The organism is Leifsonia poae (assembly GCF_050632865.1).
GTDB lineage: Bacteria > Actinomycetota > Actinomycetes > Actinomycetales > Microbacteriaceae > Leifsonia > Leifsonia poae_B.
In genome coordinates this window covers 1,335,409-1,358,278 of the sequence record NZ_JBODSA010000001.1, presented here as the reverse complement: position 1 = coordinate 1,358,278, position 22,870 = coordinate 1,335,409, and the positions used below count along the sequence as shown (strand labels likewise).

The window sequence follows — 22,870 nt, the reverse complement described above, 5'->3', positions numbered from 1 at the left end:
TTCCTCGCTTATTCCTTCGGCACGCCGCACCCGAACGGATTAAGCGAGGAAGCGATGGATGTCCGCCGGGTTCAGCCGCGGAGGCCCAGGAGCGGGAGCACCTGGGAGAGGTCGGGGCGATCGATCACGAGGTCGGCCTCGGCGCGCACCTTCGGCTTGGCGTTGAAGGCGACCGCGAGGCCGGCCTCCGCCATCATCCGCAGGTCGTTCGCGCCGTCGCCGATGGCGACCGTTTCGGTGAGGTGAACGCCCGCCGCGGCGGCCCAGAACAGCAGGGCCTGCGCCTTGGCTGCGGCGTCGATCACCGGACCATCGACCTCGCCGGTGAGCCGACCCTCCTGGACCACGAGGCGGTTCGCGCGCCAGTGATCGAGGCCTAGCCGCTCGCCGATCGGGTCCAGCAGCTCGTGGAAGCCGCCCGACACCACCCCGACCACGCCGCCGGCGGCCTGGACGCCCGCGATGAGCTCGGGCACGCCCTCCGTCACCCGGATGCGCTCACCGACGTGCTGGAACACGGATGCGGGCAACCCGCGCAGGGTGCGCACGCGCTCCCGCAGGCTGCGCTCGAAGTCGAGCTCGCCGCGCATCGCCCGCTCGGTGATCTCCGCGACCTCGGTGCGCGAGCCCGCCTCCTCGGCGAGCAGTTCGATCACCTCGTCCTGGAGCAGGGTGGAGTCGGCGTCGAGCACGACGAGGACGGACGCTGTTCGGTTGTGCCTGTCAGTCATGGGACGACGTGCACGCCCTTGCCGACCACCGTGATGCCCGACTCGGTGACGGTGAAGCCGCGGGCGCGGTCGCGCTCCGGGTCGACGCCGATCTGCGCGCCCTCGGCGACCACCACGTCCTTGTCGAGGATGGCGCGGCCGACGAAGGCGTTCGGCTCGATCACCGCGCGCTCGAAGACGACCGAGTCGATCACCTTCGCGCCCGAGTCGACCTTCGCCCACGGCCCGAGGACGCTGCGCTCGAGGTGCGCGCCGGAGATGACGGAGCCGAGCGAGACGATCGAGTCGATCGTCGTGCCGAGGGCGCCGCGTCCATCCCGCACGATCTTCGCGGGCGGCGAGTTGAGCACCTGGCTGAAGATCGGCCAGCTGTTGTTGTAGAGGTTGAAGACAGGCAGCGCCGAGATGAGGTCCTGGTGGGCCTCGAAGAACGAGTCGATCGTCCCCACATCCCGCCAGTAGTAGCGGTCGCGGTCGGTCGATCCCGGCACGTCGTTGTTGTTGAAGTCGTACACGGCGGCCTCGTTGCGCGACACGAAGTCGGGGATGATGTCGCCGCCCATGTCGTGGTTGGAGTCCGGCCGGTCGCCGTCGCGGATCACGGCGTCGATCAGGGCGTCGGCGTCGAAGACGTAATTGCCCATGGAGGCCAGCACCTCGTTGGGCGAGTCGGGCAGGCCGATCGGGTCGCGCGGCTTCTCGCGGAACGCGCCGATGTGCGAGGGGCGCTGGGGCTCCACCTCGATGACGCCGAACTGGTCGGCGAGCCCGATGGGCTGGCGGATGGCGGCGACGCTCGCCGGAGCGCCCGAGTCGATGTGCGCCTGGATCATCTGACCGAAGTCCATCCGGTACACGTGGTCGGCGCCGACGACGACCACGATGTCGGGCTTCTCGTCGCGCAGCAGGTTGAGGCTCTGGAGGATCGCGTCCGCCGAACCGCTGAACCAGCGCTTTCCGAGGCGCTGCTGCGCGGGCACCGAGGCGATGTACGAGCTGGTGATGCCGTCGAGGCGCCAGGTCTGCGACACGTGGCGGTCGAGGCTGTGCGACTTGTACTGCGTGAGCACCACGATCTGGCGCAGCTGGGAGTTGATGAGGTTCGACAGCGCGAAGTCGATGAGACGGTACTGCCCGCCGAACGGGACGGCGGGCTTCGCGCGGTCCGCCGTCAACGGCATCAGCCGCTTTCCCTCTCCGCCCGCGAGGACGATGCCGAAGATCTTCTTGCCTGGTGCCATGCCCATAACAGTAGAGGCGAAGTGGGGGCTGTACTAGCGTTTCGGTCATGCGCGTCGATCTTCTGACCCGGGAGTACCCGCCGGACATCTACGGGGGAGCCGGGGTGCACGTCACCGAGCTGGTGCGTGCCCTGCGGACCGATACCGAGGTGGTGGTGCGCGCCTTCGGCGAGCCTCGGGACGAGCCGGACACCGCGTCCTACCGCGTTCCGGCCGAGCTGGCGGATGCCAATGGCGCCATCGCGACGCTCGGCGTCGACCTGCAGATGGCGCAGGACTGCGGGGGAGCGGACGTCGTCCATTCGCACACCTGGTATGCGAACGGCGCCGGTCACCTGGCCAAGCTGCTGCATGGCGTCCCGCACGTCGTCACGGCGCACAGCCTCGAGCCGCTGCGCCCGTGGAAGGCCGAGCAGCTGGGCGGCGGCTACCGCGTGTCCAGCTGGATCGAGAAGACCGCGTTCGAGGCCGCCGACACCGTCATCGCGGTGAGCGACGGGATGCGGCGGGACATCCTCGCCGCCTACCCCGCGCTCGACCCGACCAAGGTCGTCACGATCTATAACGGCATCGATCTGGAGCGCTGGCAGCCGCTGCGCGACGACGACCGCGCGCGGGCGCTCGGCATCGACCCCGACCGTCCGGCCGTCATCTTCGTCGGCCGCATCACGCGCCAGAAGGGCCTGCCGTACCTGCTGCGCGCAGTGCGGAAGCTGCCGCCGGAGGTGCAGATCATCCTGTGCGCCGGCGCGCCGGACACCCCGGAGATCCTGGCCGAGGTGACCGGCCTGGTCGAGCAGCTGCAGGCCGAGCGCGACGGCGTCGTGTGGATCGACCGGCTGCTTCCGAACGACGAGCTGCGGATCGCGCTCACCGCGTCCACCGTGTTCGTCTGCCCCTCGATCTACGAGCCGCTGGGCATCGTGAACCTGGAGGCGATGGCCTGCGGGCTGCCGGTCGTCGGCACTGCGACCGGCGGCATCCCCGAGGTGATCGTGGACGGTGTGACCGGCCGGCTCGTGCCCATCCAGCAGCTGCAGGACGGCACGGGGACGCCCACGGATCCGGAGCGTTTCGTGGACGATCTGGCTGCGGCGCTGATCGAGGTCGTCAGCGATCCGGCGCGCGCGGCGGAGATGGGCGAGGCCGGACGCGAGCGCGCCGAGACGTCGTTCAGCTGGACCACGATCGCCGAGCAGACCCGGGACGTCTACCGGTCGCTGCTGGCACGCTGACACGGCCGCTTCGTCACGGAGGGGCGCCCGGCGCAGGTAGGCTGGAGGGCATGGCCGACAGCGTTCTCCGACTTACCGACGTGTCCGTTGTACGGGACGGCAACCCCGTCCTCCAGGGAATCGACTGGGCGGTCGAGCCGGACGAGCGGTGGGTCATCCTGGGCCGGAACGGCGCGGGCAAGACCACGCTGCTCCAGATCGCCGCGGCGGCGCTGCACCCGAGCTCGGGCGAGGCCGTCGTGCTCGGCGAGTCGGTCGGCCACACGGACCTGTCGGAGCTGCGGCCGCTGCTCGGCTTCGCGTCCAGCGCGCTGGCCCGGCGCATCCCGCGCAACGAGCGCGTCCTGGATGTGGTGATGACCGCCGCGTACGCCGTCACCGGCCGCTGGAACGAGCTGTACGAGGAGATCGACGAGCGCCGGGCGCTCCGGGTGCTCGGCGAGTGGCACCTCGACCACCTGGCAGAGCGGACGTTCGGCAGCCTGTCGGACGGCGAGCAGAAGCGCGTGCAGATCGCGCGGTCGGTGATGACGGACCCCGAGATCCTGTTGCTCGACGAGCCCGCCGCGAGCCTCGACCTCGGCGGCCGCGAAGAGCTCGTGAAGCTGCTCGGCGGCTACGCCAGCGACCCCAAGTCGCCCGCCATCGTCATGGTGACCCATCACGTCGAGGAGATCCCGCAGGGCTTCAACCGCGCACTGCTCCTGGCGGATGGCCGGATCGCGGCCGCAGGCCCGATCGACGAGGTGCTGACCAGCGAGAACCTGAGCGACACCTTCGGCGTCGCGGTCGAGCTGAGCGAGACCGACGGCCGCTACGCCGCGCGCGCCACGTCCTGACCGATTTCGCAGCGCCGATCTGCTAAAGTAGGTAGCTGGCCCGGTCTGGGCCGACAAGCTTCCCGTCCTCACGCCGTCCGGCGCGGACACGACCGAATACGACACGCAACAAGGAAGTCCTGATGAAGACTGGCATCCACCCCGACTACGCCCCGGTGGTTTTCCGCGACCTGGCCTCGGGTGCGACGTTCCTCACCCGCTCCACCGTCTCGAGCGACAAGACCATCGAGTGGGAGGACGGCAACACCTACCCGGTGATCGACGTCGAGATCTCCTCCGAGTCGCACCCGTTCTACACGGGCAAGCAGCGCATCCTCGACTCGGCCGGCCGCGTCGAGAAGTTCAACTCGCGCTACAAGAACTTCGGCAAGTAAGCCGCGGCGGCTCCGCCGCACGCACGAAGGCCCCCGTCCTGTGGACGGGGGCCTTCGTCGTGTGTGGGACCCGGGCTGGATGCTGAGCATCCAACTCGATTCGTCACGAATGCACCTCATTCGAGGCGAAGGCGGTGCATTCGTGACGAATCTCGGGAGGAGCAGAGGCGCCCACACGCACGAAGGCCCCCGTCCTGCGGACGGGGCCTTCGGCGTCGCGGGGCGGGAGTCAGGAGCCCTGGTAGTAGACGTTCGGGTTGGCGGCGATCGCGGCGACGATGATGATCGTGAAGATGATGCCGAGGGCCAGCGCGATGAAGCCGATGATGATGGCGGCGAGAGCGAGGCCGCGGCCCTGCTCGCCGGTGCGCTTGATCTGCGACAGGGCGATGAAGCCCAGGATGATGCCTAGGATGCTGATGAAGAAGGTCGCGATGAAGGCGACGATCGCCAGCACGTTCCAGCCCCGCTGCGCAGGGGCGCCGTAGGACTGCTGGTACTGGGGCTGCTGCTGCGGAGGGAGAGGCTGCGGGTTCAGGTTGGAGTCGCTCATGGCCCACAGAGTAGTGGCCCAGCGGGGGCGGCTACCAGCCCCCGCATGCGGGGGAAGCGGTCAGCGCAGCGGCCAGGCACCGGAGGTCGTGAACGCGGGGTCGCGCTCGCGCTGCATGTACTCCTGGAAGTCCGCCGCCTGCTCCCGGCACCAGTCCACCTGGCGCAGGTGCAGCTCCGCCGCCTCCAGGGCGAGGGCGTCGGCGTGGATGCGCGCGAGCGCCTGAGCGACGCGGCCGGCGGCGATCGCGTCGGCTCCCGCGTCGTGGGCGGCGAGCAGGTCGACGCCGTAGTGGGTCGCGGTCACCGTGAGGGTGCGCTTGCCGCGGCGGAACTTGTCCACCGCCTTGTCGATCACCAGCGGGTCGATGATCGGACCGGGGGAGACCAGGGGCGCCACGCCGTAGCGGCGCGCCTCGCGGTCGAGCAGGGTGAAGTCGTACGGTGCGTTGTAGGCCACCACGGGGATGTCGCGGTCGAAAAGGCTGCGCAGCTGGGCGACGATCGCGGCCACTCCGCGGGCCGGATCCATCCCCAGCTCCCGCGCGCGCTCGGTCGTGATGCCGTGCACGGCGGTCGCCTCGGAGGGGATCTCGACGCCGGGGTTCAGGATCCAGTCGCGGCGGTGCAGCACCTCACCGGTCTCGTCGAGCAGGCCGACGTGGGCGGTGACGATGCGAGCCGACTCCACGTCGATCCCCGTGGTCTCCAGGTCGAAGACCCCCAGACGGTGGTGCCACGTGCTCATACCGCAACGTTATGCACCCCCACTGTCACTCCTGCGGATCACACGCCGAAGTGCAGGTAGTTGCGGTCGACACGCCGGTGGAGGGCGCAACTACCTGCACTTCACGCGAGGGGAGGCTCAGTCGCGGCGGGGCTCGATGTGCAGCCAGTAGAAGTTCTGCGTGCCGAGGGTCAGCGTGAAGCGGCCGTCCTCGGCGACGGTCGGGAACTCGGCCCCGCCGAACAGGTCGTACAGCGTCCGCCCGGCGAACTCCGGCGCCTCCAGCGTGACCGACACGGGATTGTGCGCGAACGAGAACACGCACAGCACGTCTTCCGGCTGGTCGCCGAAGTGCGTCCCGCTGCCCGCGTACGACCGGATGAACGCCAGCACCGACTCGTGATCGGTCGGCAGCACGCGGATGTCGCCCAGCCCGAACACGGGGTGCGCCTTGCGCACGTGGATGACGTTCCGGATCCAGTGCAGCAGCGACCGGGACTGCGCGAGCTGCGCCTCCACGTTCACCTGGTTGTAGTGGAACACCAGCGACTGGACGACCGGCAGGTACAGCTTGCCCGGGTCGGCGCTGGAGAAGCCGGCGTTGCGGTCCGGCGTCCACTGCATCGGGGTGCGGGAGCTGTCGCGGTCGGGCAGCCAGATGTTGTCGCCCATCCCGATCTCGTCGCCGTAGTACAGGAACGGGCTGCCCGGGAGCGAGAACAGCAGCGCGTGGGCGAGCTCCAGCTCGGCGCGGGAGTTGTCGAGCAGCGGCGCGAGGCGGCGGCGGATGCCGATGTTGGCGCGCATGCGCGGGTCGTAAGCGTACCAGCCGTACATCGCCTGCCGGTACTCCTCGCTCACCATCTCGAGCGTCAGCTCGTCGTGGTTCCGGAGGAACACGCCCCAGGCGGCGCCCTCCGGCACGTCGGTGGTCTCGGACAGCACCCGGACGAGCTCGCCGGCCTGCTGCGACCGCAGCGCATAGAAGATGCGCGGCATGACGGGGAAGTCGAAGGCCATGTGGCACTCCGGCTCCTCCTCGCTGCCGAAGAAAGCGGCCACCTCGCGCGGCCACTGGTTCGCCTCGGCGATCATGATGCGGCCGGGGTACTCGCGGTCGACCCACTCCCGCAGCCGGATGATGAACTCGTGCGTCTTCGGCTCGCCCTCGCCGTTGCCCTCGTCGGACTCGTACAGGTACGGGATGGCGTCCAGCCGGAAACCGTCCACGCCGAGGTCGAGCCAGAACTTGACGATGTCGTACATCGCCTCGTGGACGGCCGGGTTCTCGAAGTTGAGGTCGGGCTGGTGCGAGAAGAAGCGGTGGAAGTAGTACTGGCGCCGGGCCTCGTCGAACGCCCAGTTCGAGTCCTCGGTGTCGACGAAGATGATCCGGATGTCCGGCCACTTGTCGTCGGTGTCGTTCCACACGTAGAAGTCGCCGTACGGGCCCTCGGGGTCGGACCGCGACTGCTGGAACCACTCGTGCTGGTCGGAGGTGTGGTTGATCGGCAGGTCGATGATGATGCGCATGTTGCGCTCATGCGCCTTGGTGACGAGCTCGCGGAACTCCTCGATCGTCCCGAACTCGGGCAGGATCGCCTTGAAGTCGGACACGTCGTATCCGCCGTCGCGCAGCGGCGACTGGAAGAACGGCGGCAGCCAGAGCGCGTCGATGCCGAGCCACTGCAGGTAGTCGAGCTTGGAGGTGAGCCCCGAGATGTCGCCCGACCCGTCGCCGTTGCTGTCGACGAACGACCGCACCATGACCTCGTAGAAGACCGATCGGCGGTACCACTGGGGATCGAGGGCGAGCCCGGGCAGCGTGATGGGCGCAGTGAAGCTCACGGTTCTCCTTCCGGCGCGAGGCCGATGCAAACGATTACAACCAGTGAAGTCTAAGGTTCATTCGGGGTCCCGCGCGCCTCGGTTGCCTAGACTGGCGGACGATGTCCATCACCTCGCCCTACGCCGCCGACCTCGAGCGCGTCCCCGTCCGCGAGGGGGCCCTCGGCATCCTCGGCTCGACCACCCGCTTCTGGGACTACGGAGACCCGGATGCGGACACGACCCTGGTGCTCGTGCACGGCTTCCGCGGCGACCACCACGGCCTGGAGCCGGTCGTCGCACAGCTGCGCGGGGTGCGCATGGTGTCGCCCGACCTCCCGGGGTTCGGGGAGTCGACGCCGATGACCGAGGCGGCCCACGACATCGACGGGTACGGCCGCTGGCTGCGGGAGTTCGTGGCCGCGCTGGAGCTGCCGGCCGGAGGCCGTACGGTGCTTCTCGGGCACTCGTTCGGGTCCATCGTCGTGGCGGGCGCGCTGGCGACCGCGTCGTCCGGTCTCGCCCGGCCGGACGCCGTCGTGCTCGTGAACCCGATCGGCCAGCCCGCGCTGGAGGGCCCACGCGGCGTCCTCACGCGCCTCGCGATCTTCTACTACTGGCTCGCCGCCGTGCTCCCGGACCGTCTCGGCTTCGGGCTGCTGCGCAACCGCGTGATCGTGCGCGTCATGAGCATGGCGATGGCCAAGACGCGGGACGCATCCCTCCGCCGCTGGATCCACGACCAGCACGACCGCTACTTCTCCGCCTTCAGCGACCGCCGGGTGGTGCTGGAGGCGTTCCGCGCGTCCGTCTCGCACGACGTCAGCGAGTACGCCGCGCGCATCCCCGAGCGGACGCTGCTCGTCGCCGCCGAGAAGGACGACATCACGCCGATCGAGGCCGAGTTCCGGCTGCGGACACTGTTCCCGGACGCGGAGCTCGTCGCCATCCCTGATGTCGGGCACCTCATCCACTACGAGACGCCGGTGACGGCCGCGGAGGCGATCGAGCGCTTCCTGGGGGATTCCGCGTGAAGATCCTCTTCGACTGCCGCTACACCCGCATCGGGCGTCACGACGGCATCAGCCGCTACACCGCAGGCATCGTGACGGCGCTGGCGAAGCTGCACCCGGTCACCATGCTGATCAGCGACCACCGCCAGCTCGAGCTGCTTCCCGACCTGCCGTGGGAGCTCATCCCGTCGCCGACCTCGGCGGGGGAGCCGTGGGTCGCGCGCACGGTGAACAAGCTCGACCCCGACATCGTCTTCACGCCGATGCAGACGATGGGAGGCTTCGGCCGGAACTACCGTCTGGTGCTGACCGTCCACGACCTCATCTACTACCGGCACCCGACGCCGCCGCGCGATCTGCCGGCGTTCGTCCGCGGACTATGGCGGCTCTATCACCTGGCGTGGTGGCCGCAGCGGATGCTGCTGAACCGCTCCGACGCGGTCGTCACCGTGTCGGAGACGACCAAGGGCCTCATCGCTGAGAACCACCTGACGAAAAAGCCGGTCTACGTCGTGCCCAACGCGGCGGACATGCCCGCGCTCGCCCCGGGGCGTGCCGAGCGCACGGCGCCCGAGTCGAAGACCCTCGTCTACATGGGCTCGTTCATGCCGTACAAGAACGTGGACACGCTGGTGCGGGCGGCCGCGCTCCTGCCGGACTACACGCTCCACCTGATGAGCCGCGTCTCCGACGACGAGCGCCGGCGCCTCACCGAGCTCGCCCCGGACGCGCGCATCGTCTTCCACGACGGCGCGAGCGACGAGGAGTACGCCGAGACCCTGGCCGCCGCGACGGCACTCGTCACGGCGTCGCACGACGAGGGCTTCGGCATCCCCCTGGTGGAGGCGATGGAGCTCGGGACGCCGGTGATCGTCAGCGACATCCCGATCTTCCGCGAGATCGGCGGGGAGGCGGCACTGTTCTTCTCCGCGGACGACGCCGAGGAGGTCGCCGCGCGCGTGCGGCATCTCGAGGAGGACGGCGTGTGGGCCGCGCGCTCTGCGGCGGGTCGGGCGCAGGCGCAGCGGTACACCTGGGACGGATCGGCCCGGCACCTGCTCACGGTGCTGGAGACGACGGCGGCGCGATCTCGCTGAGGCCCGCTACATCACCGACGCGGTGAACAGGTCGCGATCCTCCGGTCCGAGGTTGAAGCGGTCGAGGGTCAGCTCGCCGTCGTCGTAGATGAACCGGTGCACCGATCCGTTCGGGATGAGCTCGCCCGGCCCGGGCAGCGCATGGTCGGTCACGTGACGCACCAGCGACGAGATGACGCCGCCGTGGCTGACGACGATGACGTTCTCGCCGGGATGCTGCTCGCCCAATTCCCGCAACGCAGGCAGCGCCCGCGCGACGACCTCGTCGCGGGTCTCGCGCCCGGGGACGGTCATCCCGTCGGGCCAGCGGTCGAGGATCTGTTCGCCGGTCAGCCCCTCCGCCTCGCCGTAATTGCGCTCGGCGACGGCGGGCAGACGCTCCGGGTCGCCGAGGCCGACGTGCCCCGCGATGATCCGGGCGGTCTCGAGCGCCCGGGAGAGCGGGCTCGCGTAGATCGCATCGAAGCGGCCTCCGGAGAGCGCGCGTCCGGTCGTCTCCGCCTGGGCCCGGCCCGTGTCGTTGAGCGGGATGTCGCTGGAGCCCTGGATGCGCTTCGCGAGGTTCCAGTCGGTCTGACCGTGCCGAACGAGGGAGATGAAGGTCACGCGCGTCCTTTCGCCGCGGGACGCGGGTGCTGGGTCGTTCAGCCGAGGCGCTTGGCGAGCTCGACGAGCGTTTCCGTCGTCCCGCCGTCCAGCTTAATGGTCGCGCGGCCGTCGCCCTTGGTCTGGCCCCGGTTGACGATGACGATCGGGAGGCGGCGGCGCCGGGCCTCCTCGAGCAGCCGGATGCCGGAGTTGACGACGAGCGACGAACCAGCGATGACAAGCGCGTCCGCCGACCGGACCAGCGCACTCGCCTCGCGGTACTTCTCGGCCGGGACGAACTCGCCGAAGAACACCACGTCGGGCTTGAGGTGACCACCGCAGACCGTGCAGTCGGGCACCACGAAGGCGTCGATGTCGGTGACGATCGCGTCGCCGTCCGGCGCGATCTCGACGGCGCCGTCGGTGTCGAGCCACGGGTTGGCGGCGTCGATGCGCGCCGTGATCGCCTCGCGGGCGAAGATCTGGCCGCAGACCAGGCAGAGCACCCGGTCCATCGCGCCGTGCAGGTCGACGACGCGGCGGGAGCCCGCCTGCTTGTGCAGGCCGTCCACATTCTGGGTGATGACCCCGTTGGCGGCGCCGGACGCCTCCAACTGCGCGAGGGCGCGGTGGCCGGCGTTGGGATGCGCGGCCGCGAAGCGGCGGTAGCCCAGGTGGCTGCCGGCCCAGTAGCGCTTGCGGAACCGGTCGTCGGCCAGGAACTGCTGGAACGTCATCGGCGTGCGCTTCGGCGCGCCCTCGCCGCGGTAGTCCGGGATGCCCGAGTCGGTCGACACGCCCGCACCGGTCAGCACCGCGAAGCGGCGGCCGCTCAGGAGCTCGACGGTCTGGTCGATGCCGCGGGCGAGCTCCGGCGGGAGCTCGGTCGTCAGCGTGGTCACAGGCACCTCCAGATCCTCCTCCACTCTAAACACCCCAGTTTTCGGATTTGTTTCGTCGGCCTGGCAATGTGGACGCCATGCTCCTGCACCGCATCGACGACCTGGAGGCCGACGGCCTCGCCGACTACTCCCGCCTCACCGATGTGGCCCTCCGCCGGGTGAGCGAGCCCGCGGGCGGCCTGTACATCGCCGAGTCGACCAAGGTGATCACGCGGGCGCTGGCCGCCGGGCACCGGCCGCGGTCGGTGCTGCTGCAGGAGCAGTGGCTCCCGGATGTCGAGCCGCTGTTGGCGCCCTATCCGGAGGTCCCGGTGTTCGTCGGCTCGGCGGAGGTGCTGGAGCGGCTGACCGGCTACCACCTGCACCGCGGCGCCCTGGCGGCCATGCACCGGCCGGAGCTGCCCGATCCCGCCGACCTGCTGCGGGATGCGCGGCGCGTGGTGGTGCTCGAGGACATCGTCGACCACACCAACGTCGGCGCCATCTTCCGCGCGGTCGCCGGCCTGGGCGCGGACGCCGTGCTCGTCACGCCGCGCTGCGCCGACCCGCTGTACCGCCGCAGCGTCCGGGTGAGCATGGGCACGGTGCTGCAGGTGCCGTGGACGCGACTGCCCGAGTGGGATGAGGCCGTCCCGCTGCTGCACGACGCCGGCTTCGACATCGCGGCGCTCGCCCTCGCCGACGACGCCGTCACGCTCGACGAATACGCGGCCGCGCCGCCGGAACGGGTCGCGATGGTCTTCGGCGCGGAGGGGGACGGGCTCAGCCGCCGGGCGCTGGCCGCGGCGGACACGGTCGTCACCATCCCGATGCTGCACGGGGTGGACTCGCTCAACGTCGCGTCCGCATCGGCGGTCGCGTTGTGGGCGCTGCGCGCGCGTTCTCAGCCGTCGCATCGGTAGCCCCGGATACCATCGGTACGTGCCCCAGCAAGTCCTCGCCGATCCGCCGCGCCGCGTTTCCCGTCAGGTGTACCGCCGCCGCCGGATCGTCGTCTTCGGGCTGCTGACCGCCATCCTGGTCGCATTCGTCTACGTCGTCGGGTCGCTCGTGGCTCCGGTGCCGGCGACCGCCGCCGTCACGGCACACGACAAGACGATCGTGCAGCCGGCGGCGCAGCTCGCCTGGCCCGGGTATGGATCGGCCGCGATCGTCGCTCCCGACTATCCCGGAGCGTCGGCGTCGCACGGCAGCGAGGCGAGCGTCCCGATCGCGAGCATCACGAAGACGATCACGGCTCTCGTGGTGCTGGAGAAGAAGCCGCTGAACGGGAACGAACAGGGCCCGGACATCACGTTCACCCAGCGCGACGTCGACATCTGGAATCAGGTGATCGGCGCCGGGGGATCCTGGGCGCCGGTCGTCGCCGGCACCTCGATGACCGAGAAGCAGGCGCTCGAGGCGATGCTGCTCCCGTCGGCGAACAACTACGCGATCTCGCTCGCGAACTGGGCGTACGGCTCCACGAACGCGTACGTGAAGGCGGCCAATGACTGGCTGGCGCAAAAGGGTTTCACGGGCACGAAGGTCACCACGCCGGACGGCCTCGACCCGGCGAACGTCAGCACGACGAAGGACCTGATCGGGATCGGCAAGCTCGTGCTCGCTTCGCCCGCACTCTCGTCCATCGTGTCGCAGAAGAGCGTGACGCTGCCCGGCGCGGGAGCTCAGGACAACACGAACTCGCTCCTCGGTTTCGAGGGAATGGACGGCATCAAGACCGGCAACACCGACGAGGCGGGCAACTGCCTCCTGTTCTCGGCGCAGGTTCCCGTCGGCGACACCAAGGTGCGCGTGCTCGGCGTCGTGCTCGGCGCGCCGACCCACGACGACCTCTGGGCGGGAGTGCAGGCGCTGCTGACCAGCGTCAAGGCGGGCTTCCACCAGGTGACGCCGGTGGAGAAGGGCCAGGTCTTCGGCACCTACACCACGGCGTGGGGCGCGTCGTCGAAGCTGATCGCCACCGAATCGAAGTCGTTCGTGGTCTGGTCGGACACGCCCATCGCGGTGGACCTGCAGACGCGTCCGCTGTCGTCCGGCTTCACGGGCGACATCCTCGGTCAGGGCACCTTCACGCTCAACGGCAAGACGGAGACGGTGCCGCTGGCGCTCGCGAAGGACGTGCCCGATCCCGGATTCGGCTGGCGGCTGGCGCACCCGGGCGGGCTCGGGGCGTAGGACCGGCGCTCAGTCGCCGCTGAGCAGGAAGGGCCCGGCCTCCGGACGCTTCGCCGTGATGTGGTCGCCCGACGACTGGTGCCGGATGCGGCGGAGCACCCACGGGACCAGGTACTCGCGCGCCCACGACAGGTCCTCCGACCGCGCCTGACGCCACGTCCGCGGCGGCAGTGGCTCGGGCTCCATCGGCTGCAGGTCGTTCTCGACGTTCAGCGCGGCCAGCACCATGCGGGCCACGGTGTGATGGCCGAGCGGCGCGAGGTGGAGGCGGTCGGGCGCCCACATGCGCGCATCCTGGATCTCGGTCAGCGACCACTGGTCGGCGACGATGCAGTCGTAGCGGGCCGCGATGGCGCGCACGTTCTCGTTGTAGATCGCCACCTTGCCGCGAATGCCGCGGAACACGGGCGAGAAGCCGACGTCGACCCCGGTGAAGACGACGACCGTCGCGCCGTCGGCACTCAGCAGCGACACGGCCTCGTCGAACAGCAGCGCGATCTGGTCGGGGTCGGTCCCGGGGCGGATGACGTCGTTGCCGCCCGCCGAGATGGTGATGAGGTCGGGGCGCAGCGCGACCGCCGCATCCACCTGCTCGTCGAGGATCTGCTTGATCAGCTTGCCGCGCACCGCGAGGTTGGCGTAGGCGAAGTCGTCGGTCTTCTGGCTGAGCACTTCCGCGACGCGGTCCGCCCAGCCGCGGTGACCGCCCGGGCTGCCGGGCTCCGGGTCGCCGATGCCTTCGGTGAACGAGTCGCCCAGAGCGACGTAGCGGGACCAGGGATGCTGAGCTTCGGCCATTGCTCCATTCTGCAACGCCCGAGGGTGTCGGTGCTCTCGGGTAGATTTGATCCAAGTGGAGACGACAGCAACACCCGAGCCGGACGAGTCCGAGCGACCCGGCGCGCACGCCGGCAGCTTCGCGGCCGAGCACCTGTCGCCGTCGTTCCCCGAGCGCGCGGCGTGGGGAACGGCCGGCAAGCTCCGTGCCTGGCAGGCCGAAGCGCTCGACGCCTACTTCGTGAACGAACCGCGAGACTTCCTCGCCGCTGCGACGCCCGGCGCCGGTAAGACGACCTTCGCCCTCCGCCTCGCCACCGAACTGCTCTCGCGCCGGGTCATCGAGCGGGTCACCGTGGTGGCGCCGACCGAGCACCTGAAGCGCCAGTGGGCGGAGGCGGCCTCCCGGGTCGGCCTCAACCTCGACCCCGACTTCAAGAACTCCGACGGCCGGTACGCGCGGCACTATCGCGGCGCAGCGGTCACGTACGCGCAGGTCGCGATGCGTCCCTCCCTGCACAAGGACATCACCGAGGCGCACCGGACGCTGGTCATCCTCGACGAGGTGCACCACGGCGGCGACGCGCTCAGCTGGGGCGACGGCATCCGTGACGCCTTCGAGCGCGCGACGCGCCGCCTGTCGCTGACCGGTACCCCGTTCCGCTCCGACACGGCGCCGATCCCGTTCGTCACCTATCTGCCCGACCGCCAGGGCATCCGCACCTCGGTCACCGACTACAACTACGGCTACGGCCGAGCCCTCGAAGACGGCGTCGTCCGTCCGGTCATCTTCATGGTCTACGCGGGCCACATGCGCTGGCGCACCAAGACCGGCGACGAGATGGAGGCGCGGCTCGGCGAGGGCAACACGAAGGACATCACCTCGCAGGCGTGGCGCACCGCCCTCGACCCGCGGGGCGAGTGGATCCCGGCGGTGCTGTCCGCGGCCGACCGCCGGCTGACCGAGGTGCGCAACTCGATCCCGGACGCGGGCGGCCTCGTCATCGCGACGGACCACTACGCGGCCCGGGCGTACGCCGACCTGCTGCAGCAGATCAGCGGCGAGCCGGTGACCGTGGTCCTCTCCGACGAGAAGGAGGCCTCCGACCGGATCGAGGCGTTCTCGAAGGGCGATTCGCGCTGGATGGTGGCGGTGCGCATGGTGTCGGAGGGCGTGGACGTCCCGCGGCTGGCCGTCGGCGTGTACGCGACCAGCGCCTCCACCCCGCTGTTCTTCGCTCAGGCGATCGGCCGCTTCGTGCGTGCCCGGCGTCGGGGTGAGACGGCGTCGGTGTTCCTGCCCAACGTGCCGACGCTGATGGCGCTGGCGAACGCGATGGAGTTGGAGCGGGACCACGCGCTCGACCGCGTCGTCGAGGAGAACGCCGAGGGCGATTTGTGGAACCCCGAGGACGCGATGGTCGCCGAGGCGAACCGCGAGGAGCGGGCGTCGGAGGCGCTGACCGAGGAGTTCGCGTTCGAAGCGCTCGGGTCGGAGGCGAACTTCGACCGCGTCCTGTACGACGGCAAGGAGTTCGGCAGCTTCGCCGTGCCCGGGACGGACGAGGAGCACGACTTCATCGGGCTGCCCGGGATCCTCGAGCCCGAGCAGGTGCACGAGCTCCTGCTGCAGCGCCAGCAGCGGCAGGCGCGCCGCCACTCGTCACGTCCCGCAACGGCCGAGGGGCACCCGCCGGCGCCGCTGCACCGGACGCTGAAGGAGCAGCGCCAGCTGCTCAACAGCCTGGTGGGGCTGTACTCGAAGAATTCGGGGGAGGCGCACGGCCTCATCCACGCCGAGCTGCGGCGCGTCTGCGGGGACCTGCGGTCGCGCAGGCGAGTGTGACGCAGCTGCAGGCGCGGATCGACTTCCTCCGCAAGCGGCTCGGCTCGCACTAGCGGCACGAAGCCGCTGCGCCGCGGGACTACGTCGTCGCCGCGTCGTCTCCTGCGATCTCGACGTGGATGCGGCGCAGATCCTCCACCAGGGAACCGATGAGCACCCAGTGCCGCGGGTCGGGCGTCGCGATGGTCAGCGGCGCCGTCAGCACCGGGATGCCGGCCGTCTCGGTTCCCGGCTCCACCACGGGCTCGTCCGGGTCGCGGGACAGCAGCCGCAGGTCGTGCGCGGCGCGGTGCAACTCGTCGCTGATCGCGTGGAGGGTCGGCTCGTCGGCGAGGCTGTCGTCGTAGTGGTCGTGGTAGGCGCGCGTCATCCCGAGCGTGCGGTTGATCAGCGGGCGGAGACTGTCGAACAGCTGCTGGTCGTGCTCGAGGTAGACGCGGTGCTTGCGCTGCCGCGGGTTGAGCGACAGGCTCTCGCCGGCGGCCGTGAGGGCGGTCTGCGCCTTGGCCTCCATCGGGCGGAGGAGTCGCGCCTCGATGAGCAGCGCATCCAGTTCGCCGCGGGTGTGCGTGGTGCGGAGCGCGTCGCCCAGCCGGTCGAGCGTGGAGGCGATCTCGTTCCCGAGCGCGACGACCGCCTGCCGCGCCGGCGCCGTGAGCACCGGCGGGACGATGGCGACGTTGACGACGACGCCGATCGCGGCTCCGATGACCGTCTCGACGATCCGCGCGAGCGCGTACTCGGGATCGGACGCGCCGATCGCCAGCACGAGCATCGCGGTGATCGGCACCTGATTCGCGGTGCCGGGCGTCAGCTTCAGCGCCCAGGCGAGCAGCACCGACACGACGACCGCGAGGAGCACGATCCAGCTGTTGGTGCCGAAGGCGAGGCCGATCAGGTAGGCGATCACCACGCCGACGATCACGCCGAGGGAGCGCTCGATCGCGCGCCCGACCGACTGGTTGACGCTCGGCTGCACCACCAGCAGAGCCGCGATGGTCGCGAAGATCGGCAGTTCGCCGTGCACGAAGACGCTCGCCACCGCCCAGGCCACGATCATGGCGACCGCGGTCTTCACGACCTGGAGGAACGGCGCCCGCGTGCTGGTCCGGATGGTGGCGGGGAGCGCGATCCCGGCCGGAAGCCGGCGGCGTTTCGTGCTGGTGCGTGCCACGGACTCCACGCTACCGGGCGTAGCGGGCGTACGCCTTCGCCGCGCGCTCCAACCGGGTGCTGCGGGCCTCGGTGAGCGGTGCGAACGGCTGCGGCACGACCCGTGAGCCGTCGCGGCGCCAGGTGCCGACGACCCGGCCGCCCGCGACGATGATGGGCTGGAAGACGCCGTTACCACCGGGCACGATCAGCTCGAAGTGGCCGTCGTCGAGGATGGGCGAGCGGTCCTGGTAGCCGAGCAGGTACTCGTCGAAGCCGGGCAGCAGGTGCACCGCATCCTTCTCGGCGCGGGTCGCGGGGGTGGAGGCGGCGCGATCCACGAGCTCGGCGGTCACCAGGTACTCGATGCCGTCGCTCTCGATCGTCGTCACGGCGTCGCCCAGGATGGCTAGACCCGTCTTCGCGCCGGCCACGGTGCCCTTCGTCCACCACACGAAGTCGCGGATGGTCGCCGGGCCATGGCCCTGCAGGTAGCGGAGGACGAACTGCGCGTGAGCCTCATCGGGTTCGAGCGCCGGGGGAGCGGGCGCCCACTCGTCGAGCAGCACCAGCGCTTGGGTCGGGTTGCCGTTGCCCGAGCGGATGACCGGTCCCCAGCACAGCAGGCCGGTCTGGGCGAGGAAGTAGATGAGGTGGTAGCCGCGCTGTCCGGCCGTGGACACTCCCGCGGCCTCCCACACCTCCATCAGTTCCGCACGGCCGATGCTGCGGCTGCCCGCGAGAGCGCCGGTGACGACCTCGGCCGCGCGATCGAAGTCGGCCGTTGTGAGCCCGAGCTGCTGCTGCCGTCGCCCGAGGCCGGCGACCAGGCGATCCATCGTGACCGAGAGCATCCAGCGGAGGTCTTCCGGCGGGACGAAGTGGAGCGTGCCGCGCATCGGCCACGACCGGATGAGGCGGCCGGCGTCGAGGTCGGCCAGCACGTCCGTGAGCGTCGCGCCGGTCGTGCGCAGGGCGAGCGCCCAGCAGCCTGCCGCGAAGTCCTGTCCCTGCAGAGCGAGCATCCGGCGCGCGACGGCGGCCGCGTCGGGCTCGCGCGGCCCGTCGATCGCCTGCGCGAGCCGCCGCATCCGGAGCATGTCGGCACGGGAGACGCGGGCGGGGGTGCGGCTGGCGGGCATGGAGGCCAGCCTGCCAGAGACCACCGACAGCCAGTCGCCACCGACACCTATCAGCGGCCAGGAGGCGTCAGAGCAGCCCGAGCTCGGTCAACTGCTCGCTGAGCCCGGCGCCGTCGGGCGCGTACACCCACGGGGTGCCCGACAGCTCGCTGTGCTTGTCGGCCTTCGACCGGCCACCGGCGAGCACCGCCTCCCCGCTGGACAGCTGCCGGATGGCCACCGCGGCGACGTTGTCGGGGTGCGCCACCGTGAACTCGCCGTAGAGGTCTTCGTCGTGCTGCCCGTCGTCGCCGATGAGCAGCCACTTGAGCCCGGGGAACTCCTGGGCCAGCCGCTCCAAGCTCGTCCGCTTGTGCTCGCGTCCGCTCCGGAACCAGCGGTCGTGCGTCGGGCCCCAGTCGGTCAGCAGCAGGGGACCCGCGGGGAACAGGTTGCGCGAGAGGAACCGGGTGAGCGTCGGTGCGACGTTCCAGGCGCCGGTCGAGAGGTAGAGGACCGGAGCGCCGGGATGCGCGGTCGCCAGGCGCTCCAGCAGCACCGACATCCCCGGCGTGGGCACGCGGGCGTGCTCGTCGAGCACGAACGTGTTCCACGCGGCGAGCAGCGGACGGGGGAGCGCCGTGACCATCACCGTGTCGTCGACGTCGGAGATGACGCCGAAGGTCGTCTTCGGGTCGACGACGAACACCGGCGCCTCGAAGACGCGGGTCGACTCGGAGGTGAACAGCTTGACCGTGTGCCAGCCCGGTGCGAGCTGCACGGGGACGACCGTGTCGATGACGCCGCCCCGGTCGGTGACCACCTCATGCCGGTCGCCCTCGATCTCGACGGTGACCGTCGTGTTCGCGAGCGGCACGCTGATGAACGAGCGCCAGCCGCGGACCGACTCCTCGCGCTTGCGGTGCAGCCGCTCGGCGCGGCTGCCCGGGCGCGGATCCTTCGCCAGCACGACGCGGCCCAGGATGCGCACCCAGCTGGGCGCGCCGTAGCCGGTGTACGGCACGATCGTCGGGAGGAAACCGCGTCTGCGGGCGCGCCGCGCACGGAAGTCGTGGAAGGCGTCCTCGATGCGGGCCGCCCGGTGCATGATCGGCTCCACCGCCGCGCTACGACGGGAAGCGAGGTCGCCGGAGACCTTGGCGGGGCGCGATTCGGGGGAGGGCATCTGATCCATTTTCTCATGGAGTGAAGGTTCATTCGTATGCATCCCCCAGATCTGGGGGACATTTCTTCGGCGGGTCGAAGAGTAATACCCAGCGGAAGTGAGGTTTCCCCGACTACGATCGAGGTATGTGCGACGGTGATCCCGTCGCCGGGCTGGGGACCCGCACCACCGACTGATCCAGAGAGAGAAGGAGTCGCCCTCGTGCCCATCAACGATCTGGTCGCCGGACAGAGCAGCGTCGGAGCGCCGCTCGTCCGAACCGAGCCGATCCAGGAGCGCAGCGCCGCCCGTATCGACGCCCTGCTCGACGCCGCCGCCGACGTGGTCGACGAGATCGGCTTCGACCGCCTGACCACGGCCATGGTGGCCGAGCGGGCCGGCGCGTCCATCGGCACCGTCTACCGCTACTTCCCGGACCGCATCGTGCTGCTGCAGGCGCTGCGCGACCGGGCCCTGCTGCGCTACCGCCACTCGGTCGTCGCCGCCATCCACGCCCAGGCGCCGGAGCACTGGTGGAACGCCGTCGAGGCGGCCATCGACGCATTCGTCGACATGTTCCGGACCGAGCGCGGATTCCGCATCATCCGGTTCGCCGACGCCGAGCGCGCGGGCGTGCCCGAGGACGAGGTGGTGCGCGAGGCCGGCTTCGCTCAGCAGTTCGCGCAGATCCTCTCCGACGAGTACGGCCTTCCGGCGGGCGACGACCTCGCCTTCCGCCTCGAGGTCGTCGTGGAGATCATGGACTCCCTGATCAACCGCGCTTTCGTGGAGGACCCGAACGGCGACGAGCGGTACATCGCCGAAGCGCGGACCGTCGCCCGCGAATACCTCGAGAGCCGGTTCGACCCCAAGGGCTGATCCGCCGGCCGCGGGAATGTCGGTGGTCGGTGGCAGGTTGCCATCCACACGGGCGAGCGCTCCGAACAGGGAGCGAACGCCGCTGAACGGCACCGTCACCGAACGAAGGGGGCCGCGTGAAAGCGACCCTGAACGTCACGATTCGACGCATTTCATTGCCAAAACAGCGCCCGGCTGTTTGGCTGGGGGCGATGGCCGCCACAGTCTTCACCTCCCGCAGCGACGCCGATCGCGCAGCGACCCGGTCGACGGGAGCGCTGTCGTGATCGAGTTCCGCGACGTGACGAAGCGCTTCCCGGACGGGACGCTGGCCGTCGACGACTTCTCGCTGGTCATCCCGTCCCGCAAGATCACCGTGCTCGTGGGCTCGTCGGGCAGCGGCAAGACGACCATCCTGCGCATGATCAACCGGATGGTGGATCCCACCTCGGGCGCGGTCGAGATCGACGGCCAGGACGTCCTGTCGCTGAAGCCCGTCGCTCTGCGCCGCTCCATCGGCTACGTCATGCAGAACTCCGGCCTCCTGCCGCACCGCAAGGTCGTCGACAACATCGCCACCGTGCCGCTGCTCAAAGGCGTCAAGAAGAAGGAGGCGCGGGAGCGGGCGCTGGAGCTGATGGACACCGTCGGCCTCGAACCCTCCCTCGCCGATCGCTACCCGAGCCAGCTCTCCGGCGGCCAGCAGCAGCGCGTCGGCGTCGCCCGCGGTCTCGCGGTCGACCCCAACATCCTGCTGATGGACGAGCCGTTCGGCGCGGTCGACCCGATCGTGCGAGACGACCTGCAGAACGAGCTGCTGCGCCTGCAGCGCGACCTCGGCAAGACGGTCGTCTTCGTGACCCACGACATCGACGAGGCGTTCAAGCTCGGCGACCAGGTCGTCATCTTCCGGAAGGGCGGCATCGTCGCCCAGAAGGGCACGCCCGCCGAGATCCTGGCCGACCCGGCCGACGACTTCGTCGCGTCGTTCGTCGGCGCCGACCGCGGGCGCCGCGTGCTGCACGTGGAGCAGACCCCGACCGGCTCGGTGCTGGTCGACAGCGACGGGCGCGCCGCCGGCGTGCTCTCCGGCGCGCAGCAGGGCGCCGTCCCCTCCGAGGCAAAGGCCGCGACCGTCTCGGTCGCGGGTGCTCCGGCGCAGGGTGAGGACGCGTCGTGAGCTTCTTGTGGTCGAACCTCGGCCCTGTCTGGAATCTCACGGTCAACCACGTGTGGCTCGCCGCGCTCCCGATCCTGATCGGCTTCGTCATCTCGGTGCCCATCGGCTGGGTCGCCAACCGCTATCGGTGGAGCCGCGGCGTGCTGCTGACGATCTGCGGCATCCTGTACGCGATCCCGTCGCTGCCGTTCTTCTTCGCCATGCCGGCGCTGATCGGCACGCAGATCCTGTCGCCGCTCAACCTCGTCGTCGCCCTGAGCGTCTACGCCGTGGCGATCATGGTGCGGACCGCGGCGGATGCGCTCGCGTCCGTTCCCGGCGACGTGCTGCAGTCGGCGACGGCGGTGGGTTACTCCGGCTGGCGCCGCTTCTGGTCAGTGGAGCTGCCGCTCGCCGGCCCCGTGCTGCTGGCCGGCCTGCGCGTCGTCTCGGTGAGCACCGTGAGCCTGGTCAGCGTCGGCGCGCTGCTCGGTGTGCCGAACCTGGGCTTCCTGTTCACCGACAGCCTCAACCGGTACTACCCGGAGGAGGCGGTCGTCGGGATCGTGCTCATCATGATCCTCGCGCTGCTGTTCGACCTGCTTCTGGTGGGGATCGGCCGGGTTCTGCTGCCGTGGGCGCGCGCCGATCGGCGGGCCAAGCGCCTCAGGCACCGTGAGACCGTGAAGGCGGTGACCGGCGCATGACCGACATCCTCGCCGCCTTCCAGTGGATCGCCGACCCGGCCAACTGGGCCGGACCCGGCGGCATCCCGGCGCGCACGGGCGAGCACATCCTGTACTCGCTGCTCACGCTGCTGCTCGCCGCGGTCATCGCGCTGCCGATCGGCTTCGCCATCGGGCACACCGGCCGCTTCCGGGGCCTCGCGGTCGGCGTCTCCGGCGCCCTCCGCGCGCTGCCGACGCTCGGCCTCGTGATCTACCTGGCGCTCATCACCACGAACCTGACGATCGTGCCGCCGCTGATCGCCCTCACCATCCTCGCCATCCCTCCGGTGCTCGCCGGCGCCTACTCCGGGGTCCAGTCCGTCGACCGGGCGCCCATCGACGCGGCGCGAGCGATCGGGATGACCGGCTGGCAGGTCTTCACCAAGGTGGAGCTGCCGCTCGCCCTCCCGCTCGTCATCGGCGGCCTCCGCTCCGGCGCGCTGCAGGTGATCGCGACTTGGACGGTCGCGGCCATCCTGCCCGTCGGCGGCCTGGGGCGGTTCCTCATCGACGGGATCGCCGTGCAGAACTACCCGGAGATGCTGGGCGGTTCGATCATCGTGATCGCGCTCGCCCTGGTCTCCGACGGGTTGTTCGCGATCGTCCAACGGCTCGTCGTCCCCCGGGGCGTCGTCGCCGGGCGCGTGCGCGACACCGCCGAGGGCGATCGCCGCTCCTCCCGCACCACGGCCCGCGAGAGCGCGCCGACCACCTGACTCGCACCACCCTCCCGAAAACCCCACGCACACCGAGCTCCCGC

General features: G+C 70.3%; 22 protein-coding genes and 1 pseudogene. 12 read left to right on the top strand and 11 right to left on the bottom strand.

Annotated features, from left to right (window positions below):
• Window positions 1-71 precede the first annotated feature (71 nt).
• A complete protein-coding gene (gene serB / locus ACRAWB_RS06845) occupies window positions 72-731 on the bottom strand; it encodes a phosphoserine phosphatase SerB (protein WP_431352626.1) in 660 nt (219 codons plus the stop codon).
• A complete protein-coding gene (locus ACRAWB_RS06840) occupies window positions 728-1,972 on the bottom strand; it encodes a glucose-1-phosphate adenylyltransferase (RefSeq protein ID WP_431352625.1) in 1,245 nt (414 codons plus the stop codon). Before ACRAWB_RS06840 ends, serB begins: the two co-directional genes overlap by 4 nt.
• A gap of 47 nt (window positions 1,973-2,019) precedes the next feature.
• Between ACRAWB_RS06840 and glgA the strand changes: the two genes are divergently transcribed.
• From glgA to ACRAWB_RS06825, 3 genes are all read left to right on the top strand, one after another.
• A complete protein-coding gene (gene glgA / locus ACRAWB_RS06835) occupies window positions 2,020-3,207 on the top strand; it encodes a glycogen synthase (protein WP_431352624.1) in 1,188 nt (395 codons plus the stop codon).
• A gap of 50 nt (window positions 3,208-3,257) precedes the next feature.
• Complete coding sequence (locus ACRAWB_RS06830; RefSeq protein ID WP_431352623.1) at window positions 3,258-4,046, top strand: ABC transporter ATP-binding protein; 789 nt, start codon at window positions 3,258-3,260, stop codon at window positions 4,044-4,046.
• Between the two features lie 122 nt (window positions 4,047-4,168).
• Window positions 4,169-4,420 (top strand): type B 50S ribosomal protein L31, encoded by a 252-nt coding sequence (locus ACRAWB_RS06825; RefSeq protein WP_115696813.1) that lies wholly within the window; start codon window positions 4,169-4,171, stop codon window positions 4,418-4,420.
• A 229-nt stretch (window positions 4,421-4,649) separates the two neighbouring features.
• Here ACRAWB_RS06825 and ACRAWB_RS06820 read toward each other — a convergent pair whose 3' ends face one another.
• The 3 genes from ACRAWB_RS06820 to treS all read right to left on the bottom strand — a co-directional run bounded on the left by ACRAWB_RS06820 (window position 4,650) and on the right by treS (window position 7,547).
• Window positions 4,650-4,973, bottom strand: coding sequence for a DUF4190 domain-containing protein (locus ACRAWB_RS06820; RefSeq protein WP_431352622.1), 324 nt, complete (start codon window positions 4,971-4,973; stop codon window positions 4,650-4,652).
• 60 nt (window positions 4,974-5,033) lie between these two features.
• Window positions 5,034-5,720 (bottom strand): exonuclease domain-containing protein, encoded by a 687-nt coding sequence (locus tag ACRAWB_RS06815; protein WP_431352621.1) that lies wholly within the window; start codon window positions 5,718-5,720, stop codon window positions 5,034-5,036.
• Between the two features lie 117 nt (window positions 5,721-5,837).
• Window positions 5,838-7,547: a maltose alpha-D-glucosyltransferase gene (treS, locus tag ACRAWB_RS06810; RefSeq protein WP_431352620.1), complete on the bottom strand. Its 1,710-nt coding sequence runs from the start codon at window positions 7,545-7,547 to the stop codon at window positions 5,838-5,840.
• A 101-nt stretch (window positions 7,548-7,648) separates the two neighbouring features.
• On the opposite strand from treS, the gene ACRAWB_RS06805 reads away from it, so the two are divergent.
• Window positions 7,649-8,560, top strand: coding sequence for an alpha/beta fold hydrolase (locus tag ACRAWB_RS06805; protein WP_431352619.1), 912 nt, complete (start codon window positions 7,649-7,651; stop codon window positions 8,558-8,560).
• On the top strand, window positions 8,557-9,636 hold the full coding sequence (locus ACRAWB_RS06800; RefSeq protein WP_431352618.1) for a glycosyltransferase family 4 protein: 1,080 nt from the start codon (window positions 8,557-8,559) through the stop codon (window positions 9,634-9,636). Before ACRAWB_RS06805 ends, ACRAWB_RS06800 begins: the two co-directional genes overlap by 4 nt.
• Window positions 9,637-9,642: 6 nt before the next feature.
• On the opposite strand, the gene ACRAWB_RS06795 is transcribed toward ACRAWB_RS06800, so the two are convergent.
• Together ACRAWB_RS06795 and ACRAWB_RS06790 are read right to left on the bottom strand one after the other, a co-directional pair.
• Window positions 9,643-10,242, bottom strand: coding sequence for a histidine phosphatase family protein (locus ACRAWB_RS06795; RefSeq protein ID WP_431352617.1), 600 nt, complete (start codon window positions 10,240-10,242; stop codon window positions 9,643-9,645).
• Between the two features lie 38 nt (window positions 10,243-10,280).
• On the bottom strand, window positions 10,281-11,126 hold the full coding sequence (locus ACRAWB_RS06790; protein ID WP_431352724.1) for a Sir2 family NAD-dependent protein deacetylase: 846 nt from the start codon (window positions 11,124-11,126) through the stop codon (window positions 10,281-10,283).
• A gap of 77 nt (window positions 11,127-11,203) precedes the next feature.
• On the opposite strand from ACRAWB_RS06790, the gene ACRAWB_RS06785 reads away from it, so the two are divergent.
• Both ACRAWB_RS06785 and ACRAWB_RS06780 read left to right on the top strand, forming a co-directional pair.
• Entirely contained in the window at window positions 11,204-12,028 is an 825-nt protein-coding gene (locus tag ACRAWB_RS06785; protein WP_431352616.1) for a TrmH family RNA methyltransferase, read from the top strand.
• Between the two features lie 19 nt (window positions 12,029-12,047).
• Entirely contained in the window at window positions 12,048-13,304 is a 1,257-nt protein-coding gene (locus tag ACRAWB_RS06780) for a D-alanyl-D-alanine carboxypeptidase family protein (protein WP_431352615.1), read from the top strand.
• Between the two features lie 9 nt (window positions 13,305-13,313).
• Here ACRAWB_RS06780 and ACRAWB_RS06775 read toward each other — a convergent pair whose 3' ends face one another.
• Window positions 13,314-14,102 carry an SGNH/GDSL hydrolase family protein gene (locus ACRAWB_RS06775; protein ID WP_431352614.1) on the bottom strand — a complete coding sequence of 263 codons (789 nt, stop codon included), beginning with the start codon at window positions 14,100-14,102 and terminating at the stop codon, window positions 13,314-13,316.
• Between the two features lie 55 nt (window positions 14,103-14,157).
• Between ACRAWB_RS06775 and ACRAWB_RS06770 the strand changes: the two are divergent.
• Window positions 14,158-15,980 (top strand): annotated as a pseudogene (locus ACRAWB_RS06770) (DEAD/DEAH box helicase).
• Between the two features lie 26 nt (window positions 15,981-16,006).
• Here ACRAWB_RS06770 and ACRAWB_RS06765 read toward each other — a convergent pair.
• The 3 genes from ACRAWB_RS06765 to ACRAWB_RS06755 all read right to left on the bottom strand — a co-directional run bounded on the left by ACRAWB_RS06765 (window position 16,007) and on the right by ACRAWB_RS06755 (window position 19,386).
• Window positions 16,007-17,101, bottom strand: a complete 1,095-nt coding sequence (locus ACRAWB_RS06765; RefSeq protein ID WP_431352613.1) for an FUSC family protein — start codon at window positions 17,099-17,101, stop codon at window positions 16,007-16,009.
• A gap of 10 nt (window positions 17,102-17,111) precedes the next feature.
• On the bottom strand, window positions 17,112-18,221 hold the full coding sequence (locus tag ACRAWB_RS06760; RefSeq protein ID WP_431352612.1) for a winged helix DNA-binding domain-containing protein: 1,110 nt from the start codon (window positions 18,219-18,221) through the stop codon (window positions 17,112-17,114).
• A gap of 67 nt (window positions 18,222-18,288) precedes the next feature.
• Window positions 18,289-19,386: an App1 family protein gene (locus ACRAWB_RS06755; RefSeq protein WP_431352611.1), complete on the bottom strand. Its 1,098-nt coding sequence runs from the start codon at window positions 19,384-19,386 to the stop codon at window positions 18,289-18,291.
• A 201-nt stretch (window positions 19,387-19,587) separates the two neighbouring features.
• Here ACRAWB_RS06755 and ACRAWB_RS06750 point away from each other — a divergent pair, with 201 nt between their 5' ends.
• The 4 genes from ACRAWB_RS06750 to ACRAWB_RS06735 all read left to right on the top strand — a co-directional run bounded on the left by ACRAWB_RS06750 (window position 19,588) and on the right by ACRAWB_RS06735 (window position 22,826).
• Window positions 19,588-20,244 carry a TetR/AcrR family transcriptional regulator gene (locus tag ACRAWB_RS06750; protein ID WP_431352610.1) on the top strand — a complete coding sequence of 219 codons (657 nt, stop codon included), beginning with the start codon at window positions 19,588-19,590 and terminating at the stop codon, window positions 20,242-20,244.
• Window positions 20,245-20,506: 262 nt separating this feature from the next.
• On the top strand, window positions 20,507-21,403 hold the full coding sequence (locus ACRAWB_RS06745) for an ABC transporter ATP-binding protein (protein WP_431352609.1): 897 nt from the start codon (window positions 20,507-20,509) through the stop codon (window positions 21,401-21,403).
• Complete coding sequence (locus tag ACRAWB_RS06740; protein WP_431352608.1) at window positions 21,400-22,089, top strand: ABC transporter permease; 690 nt, start codon at window positions 21,400-21,402, stop codon at window positions 22,087-22,089. The genes ACRAWB_RS06745 and ACRAWB_RS06740 overlap by 4 nt, the downstream gene beginning before the upstream one ends.
• Window positions 22,086-22,826 carry an ABC transporter permease gene (locus ACRAWB_RS06735; RefSeq protein WP_431352607.1) on the top strand — a complete coding sequence of 247 codons (741 nt, stop codon included), beginning with the start codon at window positions 22,086-22,088 and terminating at the stop codon, window positions 22,824-22,826. The genes ACRAWB_RS06740 and ACRAWB_RS06735 overlap by 4 nt, the downstream gene beginning before the upstream one ends.
• Window positions 22,827-22,870 lie beyond the last annotated feature (44 nt).